Origin of the sequence: Acaryochloris sp. CCMEE 5410, from assembly GCF_000238775.2 — a bacterium.
GTDB lineage: Bacteria > Cyanobacteriota > Cyanobacteriia > Thermosynechococcales > Thermosynechococcaceae > Acaryochloris.
This window is the reverse complement of sequence record NZ_AFEJ02000002.1, coordinates 239495-262509: the sequence shown is the minus strand read 5'-3', so window position 1 is coordinate 262509 and position 23015 is coordinate 239495. Positions and strand designations below refer to the sequence as shown.

Below are 23015 nucleotides of genomic sequence, written 5' to 3'. Positions count from 1 at the left end.
TTTGGCAAACTGGAATTCTTGTAAATGGTCGTAGAGGTTAACCCTTATAGTGATCGCCCAGGAGGGTGCCATTGGTTAGTGTTAGGTCGTATCTAGGACTTTGGACGGCTAAATTTCAAGGTGATTCCGCCTGTATTCCCCAGCTTGCCGCCATTCCCTACGAGACTAAGTTGACCTTCTGCGTTAATTTCAACTTTCAGCTCTACTTCATCCAGCTGCATTTTGGTTTGATTTTCTGATTGGATAAATAGCTCATCCACTACCTGCATCATGCCATGCATCTGTCTTTTAAGCAGCGTGACATCCACAGGGACTCGTTTGCGAGTTATCGCAATCAATTTCTCTGTTGTCCGTTCGCCAAAGCGAGGTCCGGTATAGCCACCGTCGCGACTCCCGGTCTCTACTGGAACCTCAGATTCATCTTCTGCCACTACCCAGAGTTCAATTGTGTCTGACATAATAGTCCCCGCTTACGTTGTTGGCTTGGGCTGAATAACTGCTCAGCGGATTGCTTACGAAGCTATCCAGCCCGGTTTGATTTTTGGATGCCGTTACCCGCATCTCTGGACTAGACTTGGACTCTTCTAGCACACGCCCGAGGGATTCCCATCACTCGGTTCTGGTACAGAGAGTACTCGCCGACACACACACAACACGAAAACCGACATTGTTGTTCTGGTTGTCGGGTTCGTTCCTGTTGCGCGTGGCCGAGCGGCAGTTCCTCGGATTGTTGTTCCAGGAACCGCCCCGCAGCACGGTTGTGTCTAGCCCATCTCTACTGCCTTGAAAACACAAGGTCAGCAAATATCCGTTGTCGCAGTTGCCAAGTATCAGCATGATTCAGGTGGGCAACCCAGCTTTTAATCGATTGATCGATTATCGTGGCACTAATTTCACCTTGTGCATAGGCTTTTTGTAGTTTTCGTAATCTTTTGCGGCCTCTACGAATATTGGCACTCTGGATACGAATATGGGTGGGAAAAATCCGAAAACCCAAAAAAGTAACGCCATGCTGAGTGGCGACAATTTGGCTTTTGATCGGATGGATTTTGAGTCGGAGTTGGGTTAAATAGGCTTCTATGGCTTGGCGGGCCTGTTCTAATTGTTTGCGGCTGTCATCGAACAGGGCAAAGTCATCCACATATCTGACGTATTTTTTGGCTTTTAACTGCTCTTTAACAAAGTGATCGGGAGCATGTCACCTTTGCAGATTGTTTTGAAATCGTTCAGGATACAAGTGTTGCCCAGAAGTCTTCATCAATGAACTCCGAAAAAGCAGCTCAACTCAAAGTCCATCTTGATGCGATAGCCCAATTACTGTACGAAGAAAGCGATCCAGAGAACCTGAAGACGCTAGAAGGTATTGAGATGACGGTGCGTCAGCAAATTCAGACCCATGTCAGTCCCGAACTCGGTCATTTTTTATCCGCACAGCTACTGGCACAGCAGCAGGCCGCAACCGACGCCTGAAAAGCACCTTGGGCGTTCTAAGCATTACAACTCAACAGGCACAGCATCTAGCCGTTTCCCCCTATCGTCAAATCAGTCCTCATTTAGAGAATTGTTGCTTGCGCATCAGTGCCAATGTCTCCTATGCTCAAACTGCTAAAGATGTGGCTTATTTAACTGGGATTCAGGTACCAGCCAAAACCCAGCAGCGATTGGTGCATCAACAACGGTTTCCTACCCCCAGGCTCATGAAGCTTTAACCGAAGTGAGTGTAGATGGTGGCAAAGTGCGCATCCGCACCCCTTTAGGACACCCTTGTCAGTGGAAAGACTATAAAACCCTGGCAACGCATGTGGGACTCATCGCGGATTATCACAATAATGCCCGGCTCATTGACTGGACTCACCAGCAACCGTTAGCCTCTCCACTGACTTGTTTAGGGGATGGTCATGATGGCATTTGGAATATCATTCGTCAGCTGAGCATACCTGAGCAACGGCGAGAGATTCTGGACTGGTACCATCTGGTGGAAAATCTTCATAAGGTCGGTGGGTCCCTCAAACGTCTGCACCAGGCTGAGCAGCTCTTATGGCAGGGGAAGGTTGATGAAACCTTGGCTCTATTTGAGTCATTGAAGAAAAGCAGGCCCAAGTCTTTTGCAACTATGTTCGCAAACATCGGCATCGGATCGTCAATTATGACTATTACCAGAGTGAGCAAATCTGCTCTATTGGGTCTGGGGCTGTTGAATCTGCTATCAAGCAGATTAGTCGCAGAGTCAAAATTTCAGGGGCGCAGTGGAATGAAAGTAATGTCCCGCAAGTGCTGGCACATCGGTGTGCTTACCTCAATGGCTTAATTGGAATGCAAAGGTGACATGCTCCCAAAGTGATCGAACCCATTGAGGTAGACGTTGGCAAAAAACTGACTGGTTAAGTTGCCAATGGGTAGCCCTTGGCGATGGGACAGGGGAGTGAGTAAGTCGTCACCAGGAAAATATTCAAGGACTGAACCTTGGGGATTGCTGTGATCGATGATTTGGTCAATTAACCAAAGGGTGTCTGGACATTTGATTTTGCGGCGCAAACAAGCCTTCAGCAGTCCATGATCAATGGAGGGAAAGTATTTGCGAATATCGCACTGCAATACATATCGGCTGGAGCGGGCAAACTGCGTAAACCGCTGCACAGCCCGATGGGTACCATACCCCCACCGATTGGCATAGGAATCGCGAATAAAGGTGGGTTCAAACACCGGAACAATAATGTTGCAAAGGGCATGGTGAACCACTCGATCCCGATAGGGGGCTGCTGATATCAACCGCAGTTTAGGTTCAAAAATTTCAAAGGTTCGATAGGGACCTGGGGTATAGGTTTGCGTGGCTAGCTCAGACTGAATCGTGAACAGTTCGGTTTCTAGGTGATGGTTGAATTGCAGAACATTGGCTCGGTATCGCTTGCCTTTTTGGGCCTGCCGCGCTGCTTGCAGCAAATTCTGAAAGGCAATGACTTGGGGCCACAAGTTGCCGACCCGTCGCATGGTGCTACCGCCTCCGCTGTTGCTTAATCCAGCCCCCCAGGTCTAAACCAATCTCATGGAGAAAGAGGCTTGCATTTTCGTACCGCTGGCCGGATATCAGTTCAAAGTCTTGCATCAGACGGGTTTGATACCGCAGAATATCCAGTTTGCTATTGAGGGTTTCTAGCAGGGGCAGCTTATTGCGGGAATATTGGGCCGTAATCAGTCCTTCCAGGAGGTCATAAAGGCTAGAGATCATTCGATCTCCCAAGGTATAGCGATGATGGCGGGGCAATTTACTCAGAATCGGCACATACCAGCGAATACAATCGTATGTCTTTTGAATAACAGGTAGATCTTCCATAAGGATTTTATTTATTAGGATAATTTAAAAAATAATTCGATCAAAGGGCAAAAGGGAAAGAGGGTAAAGGGCTAGAAAGCCCTCGCCGACACACACACAACACGAAAACCGACAACGAGGTTCCGGAGGCCGGGTTCGTACCTGCCGCGCGAAGCCGAGCGGCAGCTCCTCGGATAGAGGCCCCAGGAACCGCCCCGCAGCACGTGAGAATGATTATCATTATTGCTTAGCCAAGCAGTCCCATCTGTAGGGGCGTTTGTATAATCCTCATGCCAATGATCCAGACACCATTCCCAGACATTGCCATGCATGTCAAATAAGCCAAAGGCATTGGCAGCAAATGAACCGACGGCTGTGGTTTTCTGTCTAAACTGCCCTTTGGGGCCTTGCCCATAGGTATCATCCCCATAGTAATTAGCCTGATCTGTTGTAATAGTTTCCCCACAATAAAAAGGGGTTTCGGTACCCGCTCGACAGGCATATTCCCACTCTGCCTCAGTCGGTAACCGATAGTCCTGGCCTGAATGTCGCGATAGGCGCTCACAAAATTCAATCGCCTGATACCAAGACACCTTCTCCACGGGTAACGTCTCTCCTGTGAATTTGGAACAATCTGGGTTCAGTTCCATCTTGACTTTACTCAGGCCCGCAACAGCTTGCCACTGCCGTTGAGTTACCGAATATTGCCCCATCCAAAAAGAAGGAACTGACACTTGATGCCTGGGGTACTCAGTATCCAGAGCATCTACTTCATTCTTCTGGGCACCCATCCAAAACTGCCCCTCGGGAATGCGAACCAAAGATAGGGGAACTTCTCCCGGCAACATTATTAAGCTCTGTTCTGCCTGATTCTCTTGCTGCTCAATGACCTTGCCTTGGGCATTGACCTTGACTACCGTAAACGTCGCCTTTAAAGGTTGAGAGTCAGACGATTCATTATCAGCCAGGTTGGCCTCCGACTCTGACTGGAGGTTAACCCCAGGTTCTCGGGAAGAGTCATCAGCCCGAGTGATTACCGTCTTTGGACTTGGAGTCGGTGTTGGTCTGGGGGACTGGCTCGTCGCCTGTTTAACTGCAATTCGTTGCAGCCCCTTAATCGCCTGCATATCCGCTGGGGAAGCTGCTAACACCCGAGTCCACAGATGCTCAGCCCCATCCAAATCATTCTCCGCCTCAGCTTCCAGGGCATCAATTTTCATTGCTGCTACATCTTGCAGCGTGGCTTGCCTCGGCAGCAGAATAAAATGCAGCTTCGACTCAGGTTCTATCCGAGTGTAAGGCGTTTGAGTAGGTTTGTTGTATCGACGGTTAACCTCAGGCACCTGCACTTTTAGATATTGGCTTAAGCGTTCCACCGTCGCGCAATTGCCCGCCCCCTGGATCTGGAGTCCAGCTAGTAGCGTATGGGTAAACGCCCCTTGCTCTATCTCCTCAATCTCATAAGACAACTCCTTGGGACTACAGGCAAACAGCGTAATAATCCCTTTCTGCTGTTGACGACCCACCCCTTCACCCCCATCCCGATCATCCTCGCCTCGGCAGGCGTCAATCATCAAAATCACATTGTCTGCCCCACTGCGCCGCAGTCGCTCAGCAATATAATCAATGGCAATACCCATCTTCTCAACGCGACGGGGGCTGCCATCAATCGGCATCAAATAATCTCGCCCCTTGTGGCGTTTGCCATGCCCCGCAAAGAAAAACCACAGATTATCTCCCGGCTCTAGAAATGGGCGTTCAAACCGGACATCAAAAAACGTATCTAAATTGCCGACAGTAGGGTCAGCTTCAAGGGGAGGACCATCCTCATAGCGGACAGGCTCTGCCCCTTTGGCAAACAAATCTACCTTATCGAAATGTAAGGACTCCTGAAAAAACTGGCACACCGCCTCCGCGTCTTTTCGGGCAAATTTCAGCGGACGCATATTTTGATAATCGTTAATGCCAATGGCAATTGCCCAGTTTTTACCCATTACCTAGCAGAACTTCCAACTGTTCTCTAATGTCGCATATATTTTTAACGAGTTTCTCCCCCAAGCAACGTCAAGCAGCTAACATCTGCAAAAAAGCACCTCTGATGAGAAAAGGCCCCAAGATCCCTTTCTAAGCCCATTCGGCTAACCAAATCTCTATCTCCCAATCGTTCAGTCTTCCCGCACTCACATAAAAAAGAGAAGTATTAGGCTTACACACCCTTATCGGATGTCTCGAACACCGCAACATCCACTGGTACTCGCTTTTGGGGAATGGACAATAGCTGCTTGGCAGCTCTGGAACCGCCTTGGCGAAAAGTAGACCCAGTATAAAGAGTAGCGAGACTTTTGGTATTCGCCTCTAATTCAGTCTCTTATTCGGCCATCACTCAGAGTCTAATTGGACCAGACATATTTTTTCCTTGCTTATAGTATTTAGAGACGATATCCCCTGAAATTAAAACCACTAATTTAGGAATTTATATTTCGCAGGGTTTAAGAGTATTAATGATTTTTAAACTGTTTTCATCTTTCAGGAAAAAACAGGTTTTCTCTGTAAAAAAGAAATTCTAAAGCAAGGAGAAATTGGCTGTACCTCTTTTGCTGAAAGCCATACAGCTTCTTGCTTCTCCCAGGCTTTGATTCTAAGAGAGAGATTCTCAAATTGGATAATGCGTTTCAGAATCTTTCCAAACCCTTAGGGATCGAGCAGGGACAAATTCACGAGCAACCTCTTATCAACTAAGGAATTACCCATAAAATTAAAATCTATTTTATTCCTATAAATGTGTAATAGCTATCCTAAATAAAGGCTATAAACAACAAAATATGATTAACATTTCCTAATATAAAAACAATCAATCAATATTTAAAGAATAAATTTTATTCTCATGAATGTATTCAATGCTACTACATTATTATCTTGATCAATCTTAGAGTTGGTCAGCCTAAAAAGTGTGTTCAAGTAATATGCCTTCTGAGAAGATTCCTTGCTGGGTAAGAGAATTTTCCTCTTTAACCTCAATATTCAATTCTATTATTCTTCACTCAAATAAGCTTAGAAATAAGAATTATCCAGATTATATTTCCCCAGAAAATCATTTTTTTCGTCTAAATAAAGAGAAAAATGGATTTAAGGCTGATTATTATCAATATTTCTATAAATTATTTAGCAATAAGCAGAATCGGTGCGATTTCCCTGTAGAAAACCACCAAAATCAATCGATCCGAACTCCAATTTCTAAGGGGCTGAAGCAAACGGCCACCTTGGTGAGTTTGTCACTGGTTTGTGGTTTAGGCTCGGGTTGCTCTCCCTTGTCAGTTCGACCCGCTCCATCCATGCCAGAAGGGGGGGCTTTCCCGGATCCCCCCACTACCATGCCCAGCCTTCTTCTCAATCGCTTAGGGGTAAAGCAGTGGTTTGATAATCGTCGAGGAACTCATCCCCTAACGGATCTACCCAGTACAGCCATGAAAGGCTATTGTCACCCCCTTCAAGGCAAAGGGTTTCTCAGTCAAGGGACCCGAGGCAATACTCATCAAGGCCGGATGAAATATGCCTATGACTTTGGCGTACCCATTGGCATGCCTGTTTATGCCATGCAGGGTGGGCGAGTCATCGGCTTACGAGATAAATATCCCGATAAAGGGGGAAGACGCAGAAATGCGGAGAAGTTTAACTTTATTTGGCTAGAACATAGTAATGGGGTCCGTTCGGCCTACATTCATTTGCAGCAGAACTTTAAAAAGAAAATCCCAATCAAGCTGAATGATTGGGTGAGGACGGGGGACCTGATTGGCTACAGCGGCAATTCGGGTTGGAGTTCGGCTCCACATTTACACGTCGAAGTGCATAGCATTAGTGAATCTGGCTTTGGCCAAACCTTACCGTTTGAAATAGCCTCTAAGTGCCATAACACTCCTTTTGCCAGCGTTCGTCAGGCTTCATAAGGCAGTGGTTTTGGAAGGGGTAGGAGCCACCGCTTGAGGCTGCAGACTTCTCAGGTACAGTGTTCCGACGGAGAAGAGGAACGTGCCATAGGCAACGGCTTGCCCCAAGTAAATATGATCGCGGTAACCCAATAGGGCCTTAAACAGTAACCCTGGAAATTGATGATCGGACAGGACTCGGCTTGTATCCCACAATTGGGGACCCAGGAGGCACGAGTCTTGGGCAAAACATAGATTTGTGGGGGAAATGGCCATTTGCTCCCAAGCAAAGGCAGCGGCATCCAGATTCTTGCAAACGGAAACGACCAACCCAGAGACAATCAGTAGCAAGAAGATCCCCATCACCTGAAAAAAGCGGCGGATATTAATTCTGACCCCGAATTTGAACAGACCAAAGCCAATGCCAGTAGCTCCGATCAAACCTGCGATCGCACCCACGCTACCGGCAGTTCCTTGCTGCAAATTGGTAAAGATAAACAGGACGGTTTCAAATCCCTCGCGCAGGACTGCAATTAAAATCAGCATAAACACCCCCCATCCCGCAGACTTGCCATTCTTTTGCAATGCGGAAATCAACGAGCCTTCGATTTCTGACTTGAGGGAGCGCGCTTGTTGAGTCATCCAGATCAGCATCCAGCTCAACATGACAATGGCCGTTAGGCATAAGCCGCTTTTCAGTAATGGCTCAATAATGGGTTCAAAGGTGGCGTTACTCACGGTTACCCAGTTAAGGGTCCAGTTCAAAAGAAAGCCCGTAAGTACACTCCCCACTAAACCAGCTAAAATTCCCAGGTAAACCCAGGTATTGAGATAACTTTTTCCCGATTTTTGTAAGCAAGCCAGAACAATACCCACCACTAGAGCTGCTTCAACGCCTTCTCGGAGAGTGATAACAAAGGTGGGTAATGCAGCAGAGATATCCATAAAGTTCAATTTAAAGGTGGATTATTTTGTTGAGAGAGATTCCTAATAAGATCCAGTTTAGCAATTCCCCTGCCCTGGGAAAACAAAATTTATTTATGGAAAAGCGAAATGGATCCTGGCGTTCTGTAGTTTTGAACACAGCAGAGGTCTAGATTACATGTCAGTAATGAAAGCAATTCAGGTCTAGGCTTGGATTACTCCAACTTCGAATGGCGTTGCTGAATTTACAAACTCAGCGTGTTGAGAACGATAGGTTAAATTTTATTAAAGCTATTTTTCTATTAATACCAGGGGATTTTTTTGATTTGAGTAACGCCATTATTCCTTCTCTCAAAGAGCTTTAAGGTTTTTACTCACTGGTCTCATCTGCCCTATAGAAGGTGAGGTACAGGTCAGTTTGTATTTCGGTATCCGTTCTATCCATTTTAAGGAATAAATTTGCGTACCATCAGGAAGTTCGAGTCCTGAGGAATCACCATGAGTGGAAATGAAGCCCGAGTCCTAGCTGTTCACCAAATTACCAATCGGGAATTGATGCCACCCAAGCCTCCTGAATCCCTGGAGAAAATTTGGGCTGAGAACGTCTTCAACTTAAGTAAAATGCAGGCGAGCCTGCCGAAAGCCGTCTTCAAATCGATTAAAAAGACCATTACCACGGGGGAAAAGCTCGACCCATCCGTAGCGGATGCCGTGGCAACGGCCATGAGAGATTGGGCACTTGCCAAAGGGGCTCTCTACTACGCCCATGTGTTTTATCCCATGACCAACCTGACGGCAGAAAAGCATGATGGCTTTATCTCCGTCCAAGGGGATGGCACCGTTATTTCAGAATTCTCTGGCAAAGTACTCGTCCAGGGTGAACCGGACGGATCTTCTTTCCCTAATGGCGGCATTCGCGACACCTTTGAAGCTCGGGGCTATACGGGCTGGGATGTCACCAGTCCCGCCTATATTATGGAAACGGACAATGGAGCCACCCTGTGTATTCCCACCGTATTTGTTTCCTGGACCGGGGAAGCGTTAGATAAGAAAGTCCCCTTGTTGCGCTCCATCGCCGCCATGGATAAAGCCGCAAACAAAGTCCTGAAGCTGTTGGGCCATACGGATATTGCCCATGTCAACTCTAGCTGTGGGGCTGAGCAAGAATATTTCCTGATCGATTCCAACTTTGCCAGCCAGAGACCCGATTTGATGCTAGCGGGTCGCACCCTATTCGGCAAAGCTCCGGCCAAGGGCCAGGAATTTGACGATCATTATTTTGGGGCCATTCCAGAACGGGTTCAGGTGTTTATGCAGGATGTGGAGGAAACCCTCTATAAACTCGGCATTCCCGCCAAAACCCGTCATAACGAGGTGGCTCCAGGACAATTTGAAATTGCCCCCTTCTTTGAAGCGGCCAATGTGGCTAGTGACCATCAGCAGTTGATTATGACGGTCCTTAAGCATACGGCCAAAAAACATGGGTTTATTTGCTTGCTCCACGAAAAGCCCTTTGCGGGGATTAACGGGTCGGGTAAGCATGTGAACTGGTCCGTGGGCAATGCCACCCAAGGCAATCTGTTAGATCCAGGCGATTCCCCCAATGAGAATGCTCAGTTCTTGATCTTCTGTGGGGCAGTGATTCGGGGTGTGCATAAATATGGCCCTTTGATGCGGGCTGCGATCGCAACCGCTAGCAACGACCATCGCCTCGGCGCCAATGAAGCGCCCCCAGCAATCATGTCCGTGTACTTGGGCACCCAACTCGAAGAAGTCTTTGAGCAAATCAAAAATGGCTCGGTCACGGATTCCAAGCACAAAGGGGTGATGGATTTAGGCATCGATGTCCTGCCTCCCCTGACCAAAGACGCGGGCGATCGGAACCGGACTTCTCCCTTCGCTTTTACGGGCAATCGGTTTGAATTCCGGGCGGTAGGGTCCAGCCAATCGGTCTCTGGCCCCTTGATTGTCCTCAATACCATGCTGGCAGATTCCTTGGAATGGATCGGCAATCGCCTAGAAAGTGAGTTATCGAATGGACTCGAACTGAATACAGCCATTTTGACTGTACTCAAAGAAGTAATGGAAACCCATGGTTCAGTCGTGTTCGGTGGCAATGGCTATTCTGACGAATGGCACAAGATGGCCGTTGAAGAGCGAGGACTCGCCAACTTACCCACCACTGCCGATGCCTTACCCTATCTAAAAGCAGAATTCATTGAAGACCTTTTCCAAAAAACGGGTGTCTTAACTCCCGTTGAGTTGGAAAGCCGCTTTGAAGTCTATGCTGAACAATACATTCTCTCCATTGAGGTGGAAGCAAAGCTGGTCACGAATATGGCCAAAACCATTATTTATCCAGCAGCGGTTGAGTACTTATCCAAGTTGTCCTCGACCATCTCTAGTCTGTCGGATCTGGGTATCGATTGTCATAAGGACAGTGCCAAGACAATTGCAGAACTCACCAATTCGATGGCAGACGTCACTAGCAAATTATCTGCAGCGATGGAAACCCATGACTTTAGTTCGACAGAAGAGCAGATGATGTATTGTGCCAAAACCATTCGTCCCCTAATGGACGAGGTGCGATCCTATGCAGATGCCTTAGAAGGTGAAATTGCGGATAGTTTCTGGCCCTTGCCCACCTATCAAGAAATGTTGTTCATCAAGTAACCCCACTGGCGAATAACAAATAAGAAACTCACTTGAGGGTCGTCAAGTGAGTTTCTTGTTCAGAGCGCACTTAAACTACTCTGCTGAAGAGCTAGGGCTAGGATGGAGTTGGGTGCTATCCAAGAGAAGGATTTGAGCAATGTCATCAAAAAAGAAGCAAAATGCTTCCCCTAATTCCCCACCTGAAAAGGCTGAGGTCCAACAGGATAAGCCACCCAAAACAAAGAAGAAAAATAAACTAAGTAAAAAGCAGAAAGCAAGCCGTCAACTCTCCTCGGAGCGCAAAGTCTTTCACCATATCTCGGAATCAGAAGGCAGCTCCAAACTGTCCAAAAAAAAGTATGAGAAAGAACTCGCCCGTCTCCAGCTTGAACTGGTCAAAATGCAGTACTGGGTTAAAAATACGGGGACTCGCATCGTCATTTTGTTTGAAGGCCGAGATGCGGCGGGTAAGGGCGGCACCATTAAGCGAATTACCGAACCCCTCAATCCTCGCGGTTGTCGGGTGGTGGCCTTGGGAACCCCCAGCGATCGCGAGAAGACAGAATGGTATTTTCAGCGCTATGTGGCACACCTTCCGGCAGCTGGAGAGATTGTCTGTTTTGATCGTAGCTGGTACAACCGAGCTGGCGTTGAACATGTAATGGGGTTTTGCACCGACGACCAGTATGAGGAATTCCTGCAGACCTGCCCTGAATTTGAACAGATGCTGGTTCGCTCCGGCATCATTCTGCTGAAGTATTGGTTTTCCGTCAGTGATGAGGAGCAAGAGCGGCGCTTTCAGGCCCGGACAACGGATCCAGCCCGCCGCTGGAAGTTGAGTCCCATGGATCTAGAGTCTCGCGATCGTTGGGCTGAATATTCCCAGGCCAAAGACAATATGTTCGCCCATACGAATATTCCTGAGGCTCCTTGGTTCACGGTGGAAGCGGATGACAAAAAGCGGGCTCGTCTCAACTGCATTAGTCATTTCTTGAGTAAGATTCCTTACGAAGATATGACCCCCGAACCGATGGAGTTGCCACCCCGAAAGACAGCTCCGACAGATTATGTCCGTCCACCCCTGAACGAACAGTTTTTCGTTCCCCAGCTCTACTGATAGTGTCAGGGTGAGGGGTTAAAAAATGCGGTCTAGAATCTCTATTTTCACGGGCGTAGTCTGTATTCTTTGGGTAAAAAGCGATGACAGGTAGACATCGATTTAGGATACCTTCAGGTTTGATAATCACATCGTGAGACAGTCCGTGGAGAAGGGATAGTCTCCTTGTAACCACCCCACAATTTCTTGTGAGAACTTAGTGCCTATGGGTTGGTATTGGGCCATTAACTCTGCTTTTTTCTTTGGCTCCATCTGCTCTAAACCCTGGTCTTGCAACAGACTGAGATGGTCCATCAGACTCTTGGCCAGTGTAGGGTCACATAGAGACATAACAGCTTCCTGCAACGCTTGCAGTGGATCATAGTTCTCTTGTTGTTGATAGCTTAGGTGCAGAGTTCGCAACGGAATTTGAGAAAGGTAGGGTTGATTCATGGGATTAACCGCATGGCCTGAGATCCAGTCAGCCATTTGAAAAGGCCGATTTTCAAAAGCCCTGAGATGCAGATAGTTACACATATTGGCACTATCATTGACCGGGTAGTTATCCCAGATAAAGGGTTTTCGCCCCAGCTTCTGGCTGACCTCTTGCAAATGTTCGAGGGGATAGCTGTTTGAGCAAATCTCTGGCCCTGTCCAAAAAATATGCAACTGTGGATCGATCAATTGCCCCAGGGTTTCTAAGTAGTTTTCGGGGCGTTCCCCAAATAATTGATCCAGAATCCGACTGCTGCTGTAGTAGGTCGGACACATAATAAAGGTCTTGGCTGTACTCAGTTCAGTAATTCGGTGGGTAATGTCAGCTTGAATCTGGGCAATGCAATCGCAATCTCCTCGCATATCATCAAACAAAATCGCCAGAATATCCGGCTGAAGTTGATTGAGATATCGAATTTTGGCATTTAGCTGCTCAATCGTTTGTTGATCGTAATTAAAGAAGATCTCATACAGATTGATGCCAATTCCCCAGGCGATACCCGCTTGGCGATACCGTTCCCCTAGCTGCTTCAGTTCTGCATAGGTGGTCTCTGGCCAAACGTCCTGCCATCGAATCCGCAAATAGGGATCGGCTTTAGGGGCATAGATATAGAACTGATATCCATTTTGTTTGAGAAAACTGGCGTAATCTAACCGAGCTTGCCAAGGCCAAGGCTTACCAAAGAAGCCTTCAACAACGCCATATCCCCATGATTGCTGGATGTCCATATTGATTGCCGAGCCCATCACAACGTTAACTTGGGTTCTTGATGAACAGAGTTCAAAGCGCTCAGAAACAGAGATTACACTATTGCACTCAGAATTTCTAGAAGATTTTCAGTCTAATTGTGTCATGACAATCCCTGACAGAGATTTTGCAACTATCAACTGGTGTGAATCACCAAATCTCGAAGGGTAATCGTACAGCTTTGATGACGACCTTCCGTGATAAATCGAGTGATGGTTTCACTTGCGATCGCAACAGTCAACAACACCAAATTCCGCGCTAGGGGATAGTCGCAGATATCATCATGGGTTGCCGATGGCACTTGATACGCCGGTTCCCAAACCACTTCTGCATACTCTGCAGCCAGTCCAGCATGGAGGCAAGGAATATCCTGCTCTAAACAATAGTCTTTAACCGCTTGGCGAGAAACACTGTTATCGAAGGCATCAATAACCAAAGAACTCCCCCGTAACAAAGACTGGGCATTGGTGGCGGTGAGCTGCTTGGGCATGAAATCCACCGTAGTTCCCAGGGCTCGATACAGCATATTGGCCAGGATCTTACCTTTGTAGGCCCCGACATCAGATCGATAGTAGGGCTGGGTAGAAAGGTTGCGAATCTCGATGCGATCGCAGTCAATCACTTTAAGTTTTCCGTAGCCGGAGCGGGCCAGGGTTTCCACTAAGTTGGCCCCTAGTGCACCTGCTCCACATACGGTCACCGGATAATCTCGGAGCATCGCCATCTGCTGGCTAGACCGATATAGTTGCTCATGAAAAAATTGTTCAGTCATACCAATCTTCTCTTTTTTAATTGTCTTGATTAAAGGCTTTTACACAGCCCTAGCCTCTTCAGTGGAGAACATTGATCATTGCAAAAATTGCACCCAGTTTTCTCAGGGGCTAGGGAGAAAATGCCCGCTCCTAATCCTGCTTGAAACTTCTGTAAGTACGGAAGTTTATAGGTTGTTGAATGATGCGTCCTGTCGAGTCACCTTTGATGTAACCAATACGCCTCGCCGCTTCTATTTAATACATATTTCCATCAGGCTGCGGCTGAAGTTGGCTCAGGTAAAGATAGGCCGTCTTCTTCCAGAAGAAGTTCTAAGACTTCCCTACCATTTTTCGCCGCTTCTTCATAACTTTGGCCATGGGTTCGGTAGGTCTGTTCTGGAAAATCAGGCAGATGTACCAGGTAACACTGATCTTCCTCTGACCAAACAATGACCATTTGATATCGCAGGGTATCCATTACGCTTGATCTCCTTGCTCATTCACCATTGTAAGGGCTTTGGCAATCTCTTTCTCCTGGTAGGGTTTAGCATCTTGCCCATCTTTGCCAGATAAGGTTATTCGCCCTGGATACAAGGGGTGCAGCCATTTAGTATGGCTTCCTTTGGCGGGTTGTTCCGAAAAACCAGCTTTCCTCAGCATTGACTTTAATTCTCTGATTTTCTTGGGCAAGACCTGATTTTTTCACCTCATAGGCACTGCGAGAATATCACATTGACACTCCAGAACAGAGGTTGTGCCGCTAGATCCAATCTTCTTCCTCCTGTTCAATCACTCCGACAAGAGATTCCAGATCAAAATCGCGATCGCGACCGCTGAGACAAATACCTGAACTCAATACGGTGAGGTCCGATTTTGCGATCGCACTGATCTGTGGTTGGCCCTCCGCCGTTGTCCACTCCACTCGCCAGTACTCCTCCTGATTAGAGAAGTGTTGGAGGGTGCCTCCCCCCACTTTGAGGGCTTTCGCTAGCCGCCTTTGATCGCGTTCGGCTTGAGAAAATTCAGCTAATGGCTGAGTGGCTAGCTCATAGGCCATTCGCATTTCTGGTGTTAGGCCTTTGAAGCGGAGCTGCTCAGGGGGTGTATGTTGCTGAAAGGCTTGTCTGAGAAACTCCGAGGGTTGGGGGTCGGCTCGACGGTCAAGGGTGTCAAACCACCAAGTTTGGGTGTTTGGGCGTGCGATCGCAACATCAAATGCCGATCCTTCCGTTACCAGATGAATCGGAACGGGTTTGGCCCATCCCCATCGTTGAGTCATATCGCTGACATTGAGGGGAAAAGCTAACCAAGTTTGGCCTTGCAGCAATCGGACCAGTATCAATCGGAGGGTTGGTAAAGGGTGTAGATAGGCTTCGATTTGGGGGAGATCTGCCATTCTATTGACCCTTGCATGGGCTCTATCCACTGGTTGAAAGATTCCCCAGCCTTGAAAATCATGGGGGATAGGTCTGAAGGTGTAAACCAAGTTTGAAAGCTTGGTGCGGACACGACCATTGCAGACACAAGGTGCCAAAAACTGTTGATTAAGGAGTTCTACCTCCTGGATGGTTAAGTGGTTCAGTAATGTATGGATATTGACCATTACTATGCTCCTGCAGATTGAATGGGGATACCCTTGGATAAATGCTCTCTGAACTAGCTATCAATTAGTGCCGAATGGGCAATGGAGTCTCCATGATTTCCATCAGCAACTCCAGTCGAGAAGGGCGAGTCAGCAAGGGCACCAAGTTGGGTAGTGCGTAGTAGTCTCCTTGGAACGTGAACGTTTCCACTGGAGCTTGCTGCCGTCTAAGCTGGTCTTCCACCAACTGGTAGACATGGCCCACTCGCACAATCACAACATTGGGCAAAAGGCCAAACGCCCGACAATATCGCTGGTAGGTTTCAGCAAAGTAAGGTGTTGTATTTTCCCCTTCATCAGTAACCAAAATAATTTGGTCAACCTTTTGCTGGCGCTGACACATCACCTCCAGGGCACAACCTAAACTAGTACCGCCCCCAGCTTTGATTAGTTTAAAGGCTCGCTCCCAGTCACTCAGGTCTGAGCCTTGGGACTGGACTGGGTAGGGAATCGTATCAAAGGCATAGACAAATAGATCCGCTTGGCTAATGCCAGAAATCATGGCAGCTAGTCGCTTTCCTACCTCAATCGCACAGCTCATAGAGCCAGACTTGTCCACTAACAATGCTGTAGACTTACCGATGGTTCCACGTCGCTTAATCTGCTTATTGGTGACCTTTTCCAGTTTGGCAGTTGTTTCCGCATCCACGTCGACTGCCTCTGCTGCCACTTGGGCTTTGAAGGCAGAGATTCGGGTGTCTGTTTGGGCCTTCTCTAACTTGTCATCAATTAGCTGCTTCATTTCAGCATGGTCCATTGCCCCCCGTGCTTTCAGGGACTTGAGGTGATTGATCACCTCTTGAGGACTCATATTGTGAATTAAAGCAGCCAGTACTGTGGGGGTGAGTTGCTGGATAGTGCCTGTTGCGATCGCATAGGGAATCTTAAACTCCACAATCAATCGCGCCTGTTCACTTGGATTCGGTGCATTTGCAATCTGCTTGAGGACTTTCGCCAGTGATCCATCGGGTGGATCATTCTTGAACAGAATGGCATCAGCCCGAACTCCCGGCTTAATGTGCAGGGTCGCATAGAGATGCTTAATGGCTTTTCGTGCCCGTAGCGCGGCTCGATCAAATTGTTTGGGATTTTGCTCTCGCTGAGTCAGATACCGGCGAACTGCAGTCCGAGTTGATCGAGGGACCTTGCCCAACTTCTGCTTCATAAAGTCAATGACGCGGGCTACCTGGTATGGGGGCAGTCCTTGCAACAGGACAAATCCCGCTTCTCGGTGATCCGCCATGCCACTGGTTAACAGGTGACTGACGAAAACCTCCTTGTGGTCACGCACATCACCATGTCGTTGATACCATACCGCTAGGTGACCGTAAAATAGTGGGTCTACTTCCACCATTAACTGGTGTGTTTCCGCCACTTGCTCCAACTTCCGATGAGGGGTGGTTAGCAAGCTATTCAGCATTTCTAGACGTAAATCCTGTTCTGCAGTATTCATATAAACCTCCTGGGTTGAGTTCGGAGGCAGCGATTGCACGCAAAGCACATCCTGGTGGATGCACCGCACAAGTTAAGGAAGCAATTCGCTTTCGCGACGGCCTGTTGTTTCTATCTCCATAGACGCAACAGGCCATTGAGAGTATGTAAGCTTCCCCTGTTCGGGTGCGGCAATACTGCCATTAGTAAAAAATGAAGGACATCGACCTGGTGAAGAGCACGATATCCAATTGAAAAATCCACACAAGTATGAAAAGCATTTTTGCGCGAAGCAAAGCAGGATTTGAACCTGCAGCCCTCCCTATAAAGTAAGGACTCAACCAAGTATGTAAGCTTTTCTGGTTGGGGTGCGGATTGTTTATAAGATGACAGGTTGGGCATTGCCCTTGGATAACTGATCGGCTTGGCGAGTGGTTTCAGGTAAACGATATGCGGGAGCGCATTGGAGCACCAAATCAATAGCACTTTGCAAACTAATGCGATGGCCAATGGACACAAAGATAGGTTTAACCTTTGTTTGAGTCCGCAGGGCTGCCCCAATAACCTCTCCCCCATCTGTGATCGGCTGCCATGCCCCACGATCATCGGCTAGAGGTTGGAATTCCCCAATGTAGGGGGTTTTGGCTACTCCGATAGACGGCAGTCCACTAACAATTCCTAAATGGCAAGCAAATCCACACCGACGAGGATGGATGGTGCCATTGCCATCACAGATTAGGAGTCCAGGTTGGGTTTTCAGACTTGCCAAGGCTTCCATAACGATGGGAACTTCTCGGAATGCCAGCAATCCCGGTACATAGGGGAAGGTAACCGGACGACGAATCGCCACAGATTCCTGGACCTTGAGATCAGATAGTCTCAGTACTGCAACTGCAGCACAGGCAATTTGATCCTGATCCTCAAATCCGACATCCACTCCTGCCACCGTTTCAAGGGGGCCAAAATCGTCTTCTTGGATGACTTGGTGCCGCAGTTTTTCCTGAAGGGCAAAGGCCGATTCAGGATTTTTCATCTGGTTAAAGTGGTGTTTGTGGGGCATAACAATCTCCTACAGAGAGCTAGGACTTTCAACCCCTCTCAGGAGGTAGGTTTAACTGCTTTAATCTGACTCAAAATAAATCGGATCTCCTTCTTGTTACACTGTTTTTTCTTGACTGCATAACGGGTATTGATATTGCCATATCGAGTCTGCCGAGGGATTTCGCCCCGCAGCACATCTCTCACAGTCATCACAGGGAAAGGGGGAAAGTCCTCATAGGAAATCAGATACCAAAGCTCGTTGAGTTGCTGATATTCATGATAGGCATCGATAACAACCCTATCGGATGGTGGCCTTTGTCGCTGCCGCTTACGAGGTTTCTTTTCAACTGCACATAGAATTCTAGTCTCAGGATGCACATAGAATTTGTCCCGATAACAGCGATAGTCTAAAGGCTGAAAGGACCCCCAGCGAGGCTTGTGGTACAGCACACCATCCATGATTTCAACATGGGGTTCAACAAAGTCCCATAAATGGCTCAGAACATGCTGTCCCGCCATGGTGTTGGTTTTAAGCTGTCGACAGAGTTTGCTGTAAACGTCATCCCAGGGTTGACCCACATGGGACTTTAAAAATCGCCGCAGCGGTCCCAAATGATCTGAAAGCCACTTTGTTTTGCCTCTCGGTTTGATGAGGTACGGACTGAGTAAACCATCCTCGGTGGCCACTTCAGTGAGGCGATCCAACTGTTTTCTGGCTCCCTTGACCTTTCTCAGGCTACGCCTCATTCCCCCACGAGGTCGTTCAATGGTGATTTCGCTTAATCGATGTTCGCTCATAGTGCGGTTCTAGATAATCTGTAAATGTTTTGGCGATACTCCCCTCAGAAATGGGGAGTGGAGGGGAACGAATGCTGCCAATACCAGAAATCCAGAACTCAATTGCGTCAAGAAATAGCGCTTCGCACAAGTCAAAAAAGCTGTTGTGTCATACACAGGAGTTGAACCTGTATGTGCTTGATCTACAAATCAAGTGCCTTACCATTTGGCGAGTATGTAGGCTTTTTTCGTTAGGGTGCGAACGCGAGTTTTGGGCAATAACAATACTTCCATGCAAGTTTAGAAAGCAGTTCATCAACTTGCGGCCGCTCTTACCAAATCAACCTTGGCAGTGGGCCCGCATCTTCTATCTGCGAGAGATATTGGATGCTTCGCTAGTGCGATCGCTCGAACGTTGCTACCTTAGGACCGTTATTCGTGTGTAAGCTTTCTCGATTGGGGCACGGGAGTTATTTATCCGTAAACGGCCTCGGGGTGGACAATCACATCTCCACTTGGACGGTGATCGACCACGTAGGTATCGAGACGGTTAACGGGGACTTCTAGGTGGCGGGCTACATGCGCTTTAAGGATGCGGTCACCCATCCCCCCTTGAATTCCTAAATGTTGTTCAGCGACATCATAAGATCGCCCTTCAAACCGAATATGCACCATTTTGACCTCCTGAATCATGATGGATGGTGTTCTATTGTTGTTGAGACCAGAGCTATGGACTGAGGTTAGCGATACTCCCCAATCACCTCAATTTCACCGACGATATTGTCGTTCAGCTCTTCCAATTTTTCTGCGGGAATCCACCATTCTGTGTGGTGGGCACCCCCAACTTTCTGGATGACATAGTTATCCATAAAAGATTTTTTGACGCTGAACCGAGTGACGTATCCAACACCACTCGCTTTGATATTCCATCGGGTGGCAATATCAATCGCGTATTGCTCGTTTGTGACTGGATAAAAGATGGGTTGCTCCGGTAGCCTTGGCGGCCAGCGACGAAAATTAGCATCTTTGAGCAACTTCAATTCTTCAGGCCCCGTCGGTCGATACATTGTGATGACGGTATTTTTCATCTAATTGAGATTTGGTATTGCCAACGTTTAAGTTAATAAAGCTTGTGAATGCTAGAGAGAGGAGGGATTTAAATAGAAGCCCTTAGTGCGTACAGAGAGGTAGATATGCGAACCCTTCTGTTATTAAATGCCTTCAGATGTACCTTTATCACTCATTGTTTTAACCCTTGCAAACGTGCGTTAGATCATTTGTAACACGTTTGTAGTATATACTGCAAGCTGTGATTATATTCCCCTTCAGAAAGGGGAATATAATCACATGGGAGTATTTCCTTGAGAATGCTTCACCCACATGAGTTTTAGTGTGTTCAATCGGATAATTTTTTCGATCTGAAGCCTTGAAGTTAGATGTGCCTGTAAGCCATGCCAGACAGAGTTTTCAAGCGCCAGGTGAAGTAATATGTAATACGAGTTTTGCTTATTTACTATTTATTCGAACTGGTTTTAAGCCTCTAGTAAAGGCGAAATATATATCGATAAGAGAGAAATTAATTTTCAGTGGAAACTGAACCTCTGGGGTCTCTGACCGTATTTAAAATTCTAAAAAAAATAAATCGACCTATATATATAAAACTTATTAGTGAGTTTAAACAATATGATTGAATGAAAAAATCATCGATTAAACATACAAGATTGTCTCAAAAATTACTACATTTTTTATTGAAATAGGCCAGGATATCTGTAGATAAAGCTCAGTCCTAGGAAGCAAAGTAAAAGCCGTGGCTAAAAGTTGTCGCAGATGTAAGAGCCGTTATCTCATACATTCTCGCCTTAGAGGATTCCATGAAAATGTGCTTTTACTTTTTAACATTCACCCCTATCGCTGTAAGTCCTGCGGACATAGATTCTATGGGTTCTTGAGAGTTGGTCAGTCTAGGGATAAATTGCCTATCATAAGCCTCCTAAAACACTTTTATTCCAAAGCTTTTAGGGCATTGCAAAATTTTAAGACTTCCCGCCATTGAGTAGGGCTAGACCAAAATAATCCTCAATAATCGTTCGCATCGCATTTCCTAAGGAATTACCCCTACAGCGGACCGAACTCTGCTGGTGGAATTCTAGGTTTAGAACCAATCTTTATCCGCTCTTCGACAGCAGCATATGGGATGAGAAAGGAAGGTGGAGGAATCGAACCCCTACAGCGAACCGTACCCTGATTTTCAAGACCAGTTGCCGACCATTCGGCGGCACCTTCCATAAGGTGTGAATTGGGGTGACCGACGGGACTTGAACCCGCTAACACTAGGATCACAATCTAGCTCCTCGTCCGCTTCGGATTCGGCCAACATAGTTGATTCTGTTCAGATTTGTACGCATAGCGTCTCTGATAGGAGATACTGGCATCTTTCTGCTTGCAAGGCTGATGCTTTCCAATTAAGCTACAGACTCATATAGCGGGAGTGGTAGGACTCGTGCGCGAAGCGGCTCCAACGGAGCTACCTACACAGACCGATTTAGAAGATCGGTGCCCCATCCCTTAGGCGACACTCCCAGGTTTGGTAGGGGATCTGGGTTATGATCCCAGCCGTCTAGACTAATCTGGTCCCCTCGCTTATAAGGCGAAGCCGCTCACCAGAGCTATCCCCCACTGATGGTCCTGGTAGGATTCGAACCTACGGCTACCTTTTTGTAAGAAAGGCACTCTCCCAGGCTGAGTTACAGGACCACAAAGCGAGTGGTGAGATTCGCACTCACGCGCTGGCGTTGGCACCGCCAGATGCTACTTCTACATCACACTCGCCCAAAGCGGATAACGAGAGTCGTTCGCTGAGCGTCTCCGCAGGAGAAACTCGTATCAAGAGGTTGGAAGCCTCTCATGCTAGCCATTGCACCATATCCGCAAGAGTTTATATCCGTTAGGTTTTATGCACCTAAGTTTTGTGGACCTCACTAATTTTGCACCTATTAATTCACCTGCTCCGCTATTTTTAGGTAGGTGTGATAAATCAATTCGCCAAAGCAGGCAAAGATAACCTGGGTTATGGATTGATTTATCTGCAAGAAATTGAGGGTCGTTTCAAAGGCGATCTGACAGGCTTGGTCTATCGGATAGCCATAGACTCCGCAACTAATGGCAGGAAAGGCTATGGTTTGAATCCCATTGTCAACGGCTAACTCCAAACTGCGTTGATAGCAGGCTTGCAATAAAATCGCTTCATTGGCTCCCCCGCCTCGCCAAATCGGACCAACGGTGTGAATTACATACTTGGTTGGTAGTTGATATCCTTTTGTGAGTTTGGCATGGCCCGTTTTACAGCCTTTAAGGGTTCGGCATTCTGCTAAGAGTTGCGGCCCGGCTGCTCGATGAATCGCGCCATCGACGCCACCCCCGCCGAGCAAGGACTCATTGGCCGCATTGACGATCGCATCTACTTGTAGGGTTGTGATATCAGTTTGGACTATTTCGATTCGGGTATCCATGGATTAGCACCTTTGGAAATCGCCTAGTGAGAAGAATCATCTTTCTGTACCTAAATAATGGGACAAGCTGGTGACAGGATTCGAACCTGCAACCTATTGTTTACAAGACAATTGCTCTAGCCATTGAGCTACACCAGCCCAAGATTTGGTAGCGGAGGTGAGAGTTGCACTCACGGATGTGCAGCGTATGAAACTGCCGAGCCCCTCTTGCTCCATCTCCGCTATGAGGGTTGCGATACTGCATTGTTCTTGAGTGGTTGCAAATTTTGGAGCTGTTTCAGGGTATGGGTGATGAGTTGCGATCGCAACTCACCCCCTCTGAAATTATGCTCCGGGCATTCGAGCCAAATCTGGTTCCACCCAATGCTGCCTGGCCTCCTTCGACATCAACCGATCCTTGGAGTAGTAAATCAAAGGAAGATTGCGATCGCCCCATGCCTCTATCAAAGCCTCAGCCAGTTGGTCGATGGGTTGGGAAACATCGTGCTGTTCAAGGAAGTAAACAATCACCTTCAGATAAAACTGCGTGATGGTCTCGTGATAGCCCGATGTCTCAGAATTCACTACCCCGCAGACGACGTTGTATCTTCGAATCCGCTCCCGCAATAGATTCAAGGCTGTTGGTGGAGAGTAGTGCATCAAATGCCAAAGTCCAACCCTTAGGTGAGCCTCATGAGTCCACGCTGATTTAGGTAGCGTGCAATCACAAAAT

At 47.4% G+C, this 23015-nt stretch carries 20 protein-coding genes, 6 tRNA genes and 3 pseudogenes; 4 read left to right on the top strand and 25 right to left on the bottom strand.

Features of this window, described 5'->3' with window-relative positions; all coding sequences use genetic code 11:
• Positions 1–92 precede the first annotated feature (92 nt).
• The 3 genes and pseudogenes from ON05_RS22055 to ON05_RS22050 form a co-directional block, all read right to left on the bottom strand.
• The gene (locus tag ON05_RS22055) at positions 93–458 is read right to left on the bottom strand and encodes a hypothetical protein (RefSeq protein ID WP_010482531.1); all 366 of its coding nucleotides are present in this window, start codon (positions 456–458) and stop codon (positions 93–95) included.
• 151 nt (positions 459–609) lie between these two features.
• Entirely contained in the window at positions 610–837 is a 228-nt protein-coding gene (locus tag ON05_RS38685) for an SUMF1/EgtB/PvdO family nonheme iron enzyme (RefSeq protein WP_139026230.1), read from the bottom strand.
• Positions 776–1162: pseudogene (locus ON05_RS22050) on the bottom strand (RNA-directed DNA polymerase); the annotation flags it as partial. The gene ON05_RS38685 and the pseudogene ON05_RS22050, both read right to left, overlap by 62 nt.
• 98 nt (positions 1163–1260) lie before the next feature.
• On the opposite strand from ON05_RS22050, the pseudogene ON05_RS22045 reads away from it, so the two are divergent.
• Positions 1261–2325, top strand: a pseudogene (locus ON05_RS22045) (ISKra4 family transposase).
• Between the two features lie 9 nt (positions 2326–2334).
• Here the strand turns inward: ON05_RS22045 and ON05_RS22040 are convergent.
• The 3 genes and pseudogenes from ON05_RS22040 to ON05_RS22030 form a co-directional block, all read right to left on the bottom strand.
• Positions 2335–2988 (bottom strand): annotated as a pseudogene (locus tag ON05_RS22040) (reverse transcriptase domain-containing protein); the annotation flags it as partial.
• A 4-nt stretch (positions 2989–2992) separates the two neighbouring features.
• On the bottom strand, positions 2993–3331 hold the full coding sequence (gene avd / locus ON05_RS22035; RefSeq protein ID WP_010479505.1) for a diversity-generating retroelement protein Avd: 339 nt from the start codon (positions 3329–3331) through the stop codon (positions 2993–2995).
• Between the two features lie 71 nt (positions 3332–3402).
• Positions 3403–5304, bottom strand: coding sequence for an SUMF1/EgtB/PvdO family nonheme iron enzyme (locus tag ON05_RS22030; protein WP_010479507.1), 1902 nt, complete (start codon positions 5302–5304; stop codon positions 3403–3405).
• Positions 5305–6573: 1269 nt separating this feature from the next.
• On the opposite strand from ON05_RS22030, the gene ON05_RS22025 reads away from it, so the two are divergent.
• On the top strand, positions 6574–7254 hold the full coding sequence (locus tag ON05_RS22025) for a M23 family metallopeptidase (RefSeq protein WP_029315610.1): 681 nt from the start codon (positions 6574–6576) through the stop codon (positions 7252–7254).
• On the opposite strand, the gene ON05_RS22020 is transcribed toward ON05_RS22025, so the two are convergent.
• Entirely contained in the window at positions 7249–8178 is a 930-nt protein-coding gene (locus ON05_RS22020; protein ID WP_010479511.1) for an FTR1 family protein, read from the bottom strand. The genes ON05_RS22025 and ON05_RS22020 overlap by 6 nt on opposite strands.
• Positions 8179–8655: 477 nt before the next feature.
• Between ON05_RS22020 and ON05_RS22015 the strand changes: the two genes are divergently transcribed.
• Entirely contained in the window at positions 8656–10830 is a 2175-nt protein-coding gene (locus ON05_RS22015) for a glutamine synthetase III (protein WP_010479513.1), read from the top strand.
• A gap of 139 nt (positions 10831–10969) precedes the next feature.
• The gene (gene ppk2, locus ON05_RS22010) at positions 10970–11929 is read left to right on the top strand and encodes a polyphosphate kinase 2 (protein WP_010479515.1); all 960 of its coding nucleotides are present in this window, start codon (positions 10970–10972) and stop codon (positions 11927–11929) included.
• Positions 11930–12055: 126 nt separating this feature from the next.
• Here the strand turns inward: ppk2 and ON05_RS22005 are convergent, their stop codons facing one another.
• From ON05_RS22005 to ON05_RS21920, 18 genes are all read right to left on the bottom strand, one after another.
• The gene (locus ON05_RS22005) at positions 12056–13132 is read right to left on the bottom strand and encodes a beta-N-acetylglucosaminidase domain-containing protein (protein ID WP_029315612.1); all 1077 of its coding nucleotides are present in this window, start codon (positions 13130–13132) and stop codon (positions 12056–12058) included.
• Positions 13133–13287: 155 nt separating this feature from the next.
• A complete protein-coding gene (locus tag ON05_RS22000) occupies positions 13288–13923 on the bottom strand; it encodes a ThiF family adenylyltransferase (protein WP_010479520.1) in 636 nt (211 codons plus the stop codon).
• Between the two features lie 251 nt (positions 13924–14174).
• Complete coding sequence (locus tag ON05_RS21995; protein ID WP_010479523.1) at positions 14175–14381, bottom strand: type II toxin-antitoxin system HicB family antitoxin; 207 nt, start codon at positions 14379–14381, stop codon at positions 14175–14177.
• Complete coding sequence (locus tag ON05_RS21990) at positions 14381–14593, bottom strand: type II toxin-antitoxin system HicA family toxin (RefSeq protein ID WP_029315614.1); 213 nt, start codon at positions 14591–14593, stop codon at positions 14381–14383. Before ON05_RS21990 ends, ON05_RS21995 begins: the two co-directional genes overlap by 1 nt.
• Positions 14594–14663: 70 nt before the next feature.
• The gene (locus ON05_RS21985; protein WP_010479527.1) at positions 14664–15506 is read right to left on the bottom strand and encodes a hypothetical protein; all 843 of its coding nucleotides are present in this window, start codon (positions 15504–15506) and stop codon (positions 14664–14666) included.
• Between the two features lie 64 nt (positions 15507–15570).
• Positions 15571–16998 carry a hypothetical protein gene (locus tag ON05_RS21980; protein WP_010479529.1) on the bottom strand — a complete coding sequence of 476 codons (1428 nt, stop codon included), beginning with the start codon at positions 16996–16998 and terminating at the stop codon, positions 15571–15573.
• Positions 16999–17355: 357 nt separating this feature from the next.
• Positions 17356–18036, bottom strand: a complete 681-nt coding sequence (gene nfi / locus ON05_RS21975; protein WP_010479530.1) for a deoxyribonuclease V — start codon at positions 18034–18036, stop codon at positions 17356–17358.
• Positions 18037–18074: 38 nt separating this feature from the next.
• The gene (locus ON05_RS21970) at positions 18075–18815 is read right to left on the bottom strand and encodes a hypothetical protein (protein WP_010479532.1); all 741 of its coding nucleotides are present in this window, start codon (positions 18813–18815) and stop codon (positions 18075–18077) included.
• A gap of 453 nt (positions 18816–19268) precedes the next feature.
• Positions 19269–19469 (bottom strand): hypothetical protein, encoded by a 201-nt coding sequence (locus ON05_RS21965; RefSeq protein ID WP_029315616.1) that lies wholly within the window; start codon positions 19467–19469, stop codon positions 19269–19271.
• A 65-nt stretch (positions 19470–19534) separates the two neighbouring features.
• A complete protein-coding gene (locus ON05_RS21960) occupies positions 19535–19882 on the bottom strand; it encodes a hypothetical protein (protein WP_029315617.1) in 348 nt (115 codons plus the stop codon).
• A 1209-nt stretch (positions 19883–21091) separates the two neighbouring features.
• Positions 21092–21169: transfer RNA gene (locus ON05_RS21955), tRNA-His, on the bottom strand.
• Between the two features lie 108 nt (positions 21170–21277).
• A tRNA-Arg gene (locus tag ON05_RS21950) sits at positions 21278–21374 on the bottom strand.
• Between the two features lie 100 nt (positions 21375–21474).
• A tRNA-Val gene (locus ON05_RS21945) sits at positions 21475–21548 on the bottom strand.
• A 79-nt stretch (positions 21549–21627) separates the two neighbouring features.
• A tRNA-Gly gene (locus ON05_RS21940) sits at positions 21628–21723 on the bottom strand.
• Between the two features lie 64 nt (positions 21724–21787).
• The gene (locus ON05_RS21935) at positions 21788–22303 is read right to left on the bottom strand and encodes an O-acetyl-ADP-ribose deacetylase (RefSeq protein ID WP_010479537.1); all 516 of its coding nucleotides are present in this window, start codon (positions 22301–22303) and stop codon (positions 21788–21790) included.
• Between the two features lie 65 nt (positions 22304–22368).
• Positions 22369–22441, bottom strand: a tRNA-Thr gene (locus ON05_RS21930).
• Positions 22442–22449: 8 nt separating this feature from the next.
• A tRNA-Met gene (locus ON05_RS21925) sits at positions 22450–22526 on the bottom strand.
• 101 nt (positions 22527–22627) lie between these two features.
• Positions 22628–22942, bottom strand: coding sequence for a hypothetical protein (locus ON05_RS21920; RefSeq protein ID WP_236619131.1), 315 nt, complete (start codon positions 22940–22942; stop codon positions 22628–22630).
• Positions 22943–23015 lie beyond the last annotated feature (73 nt).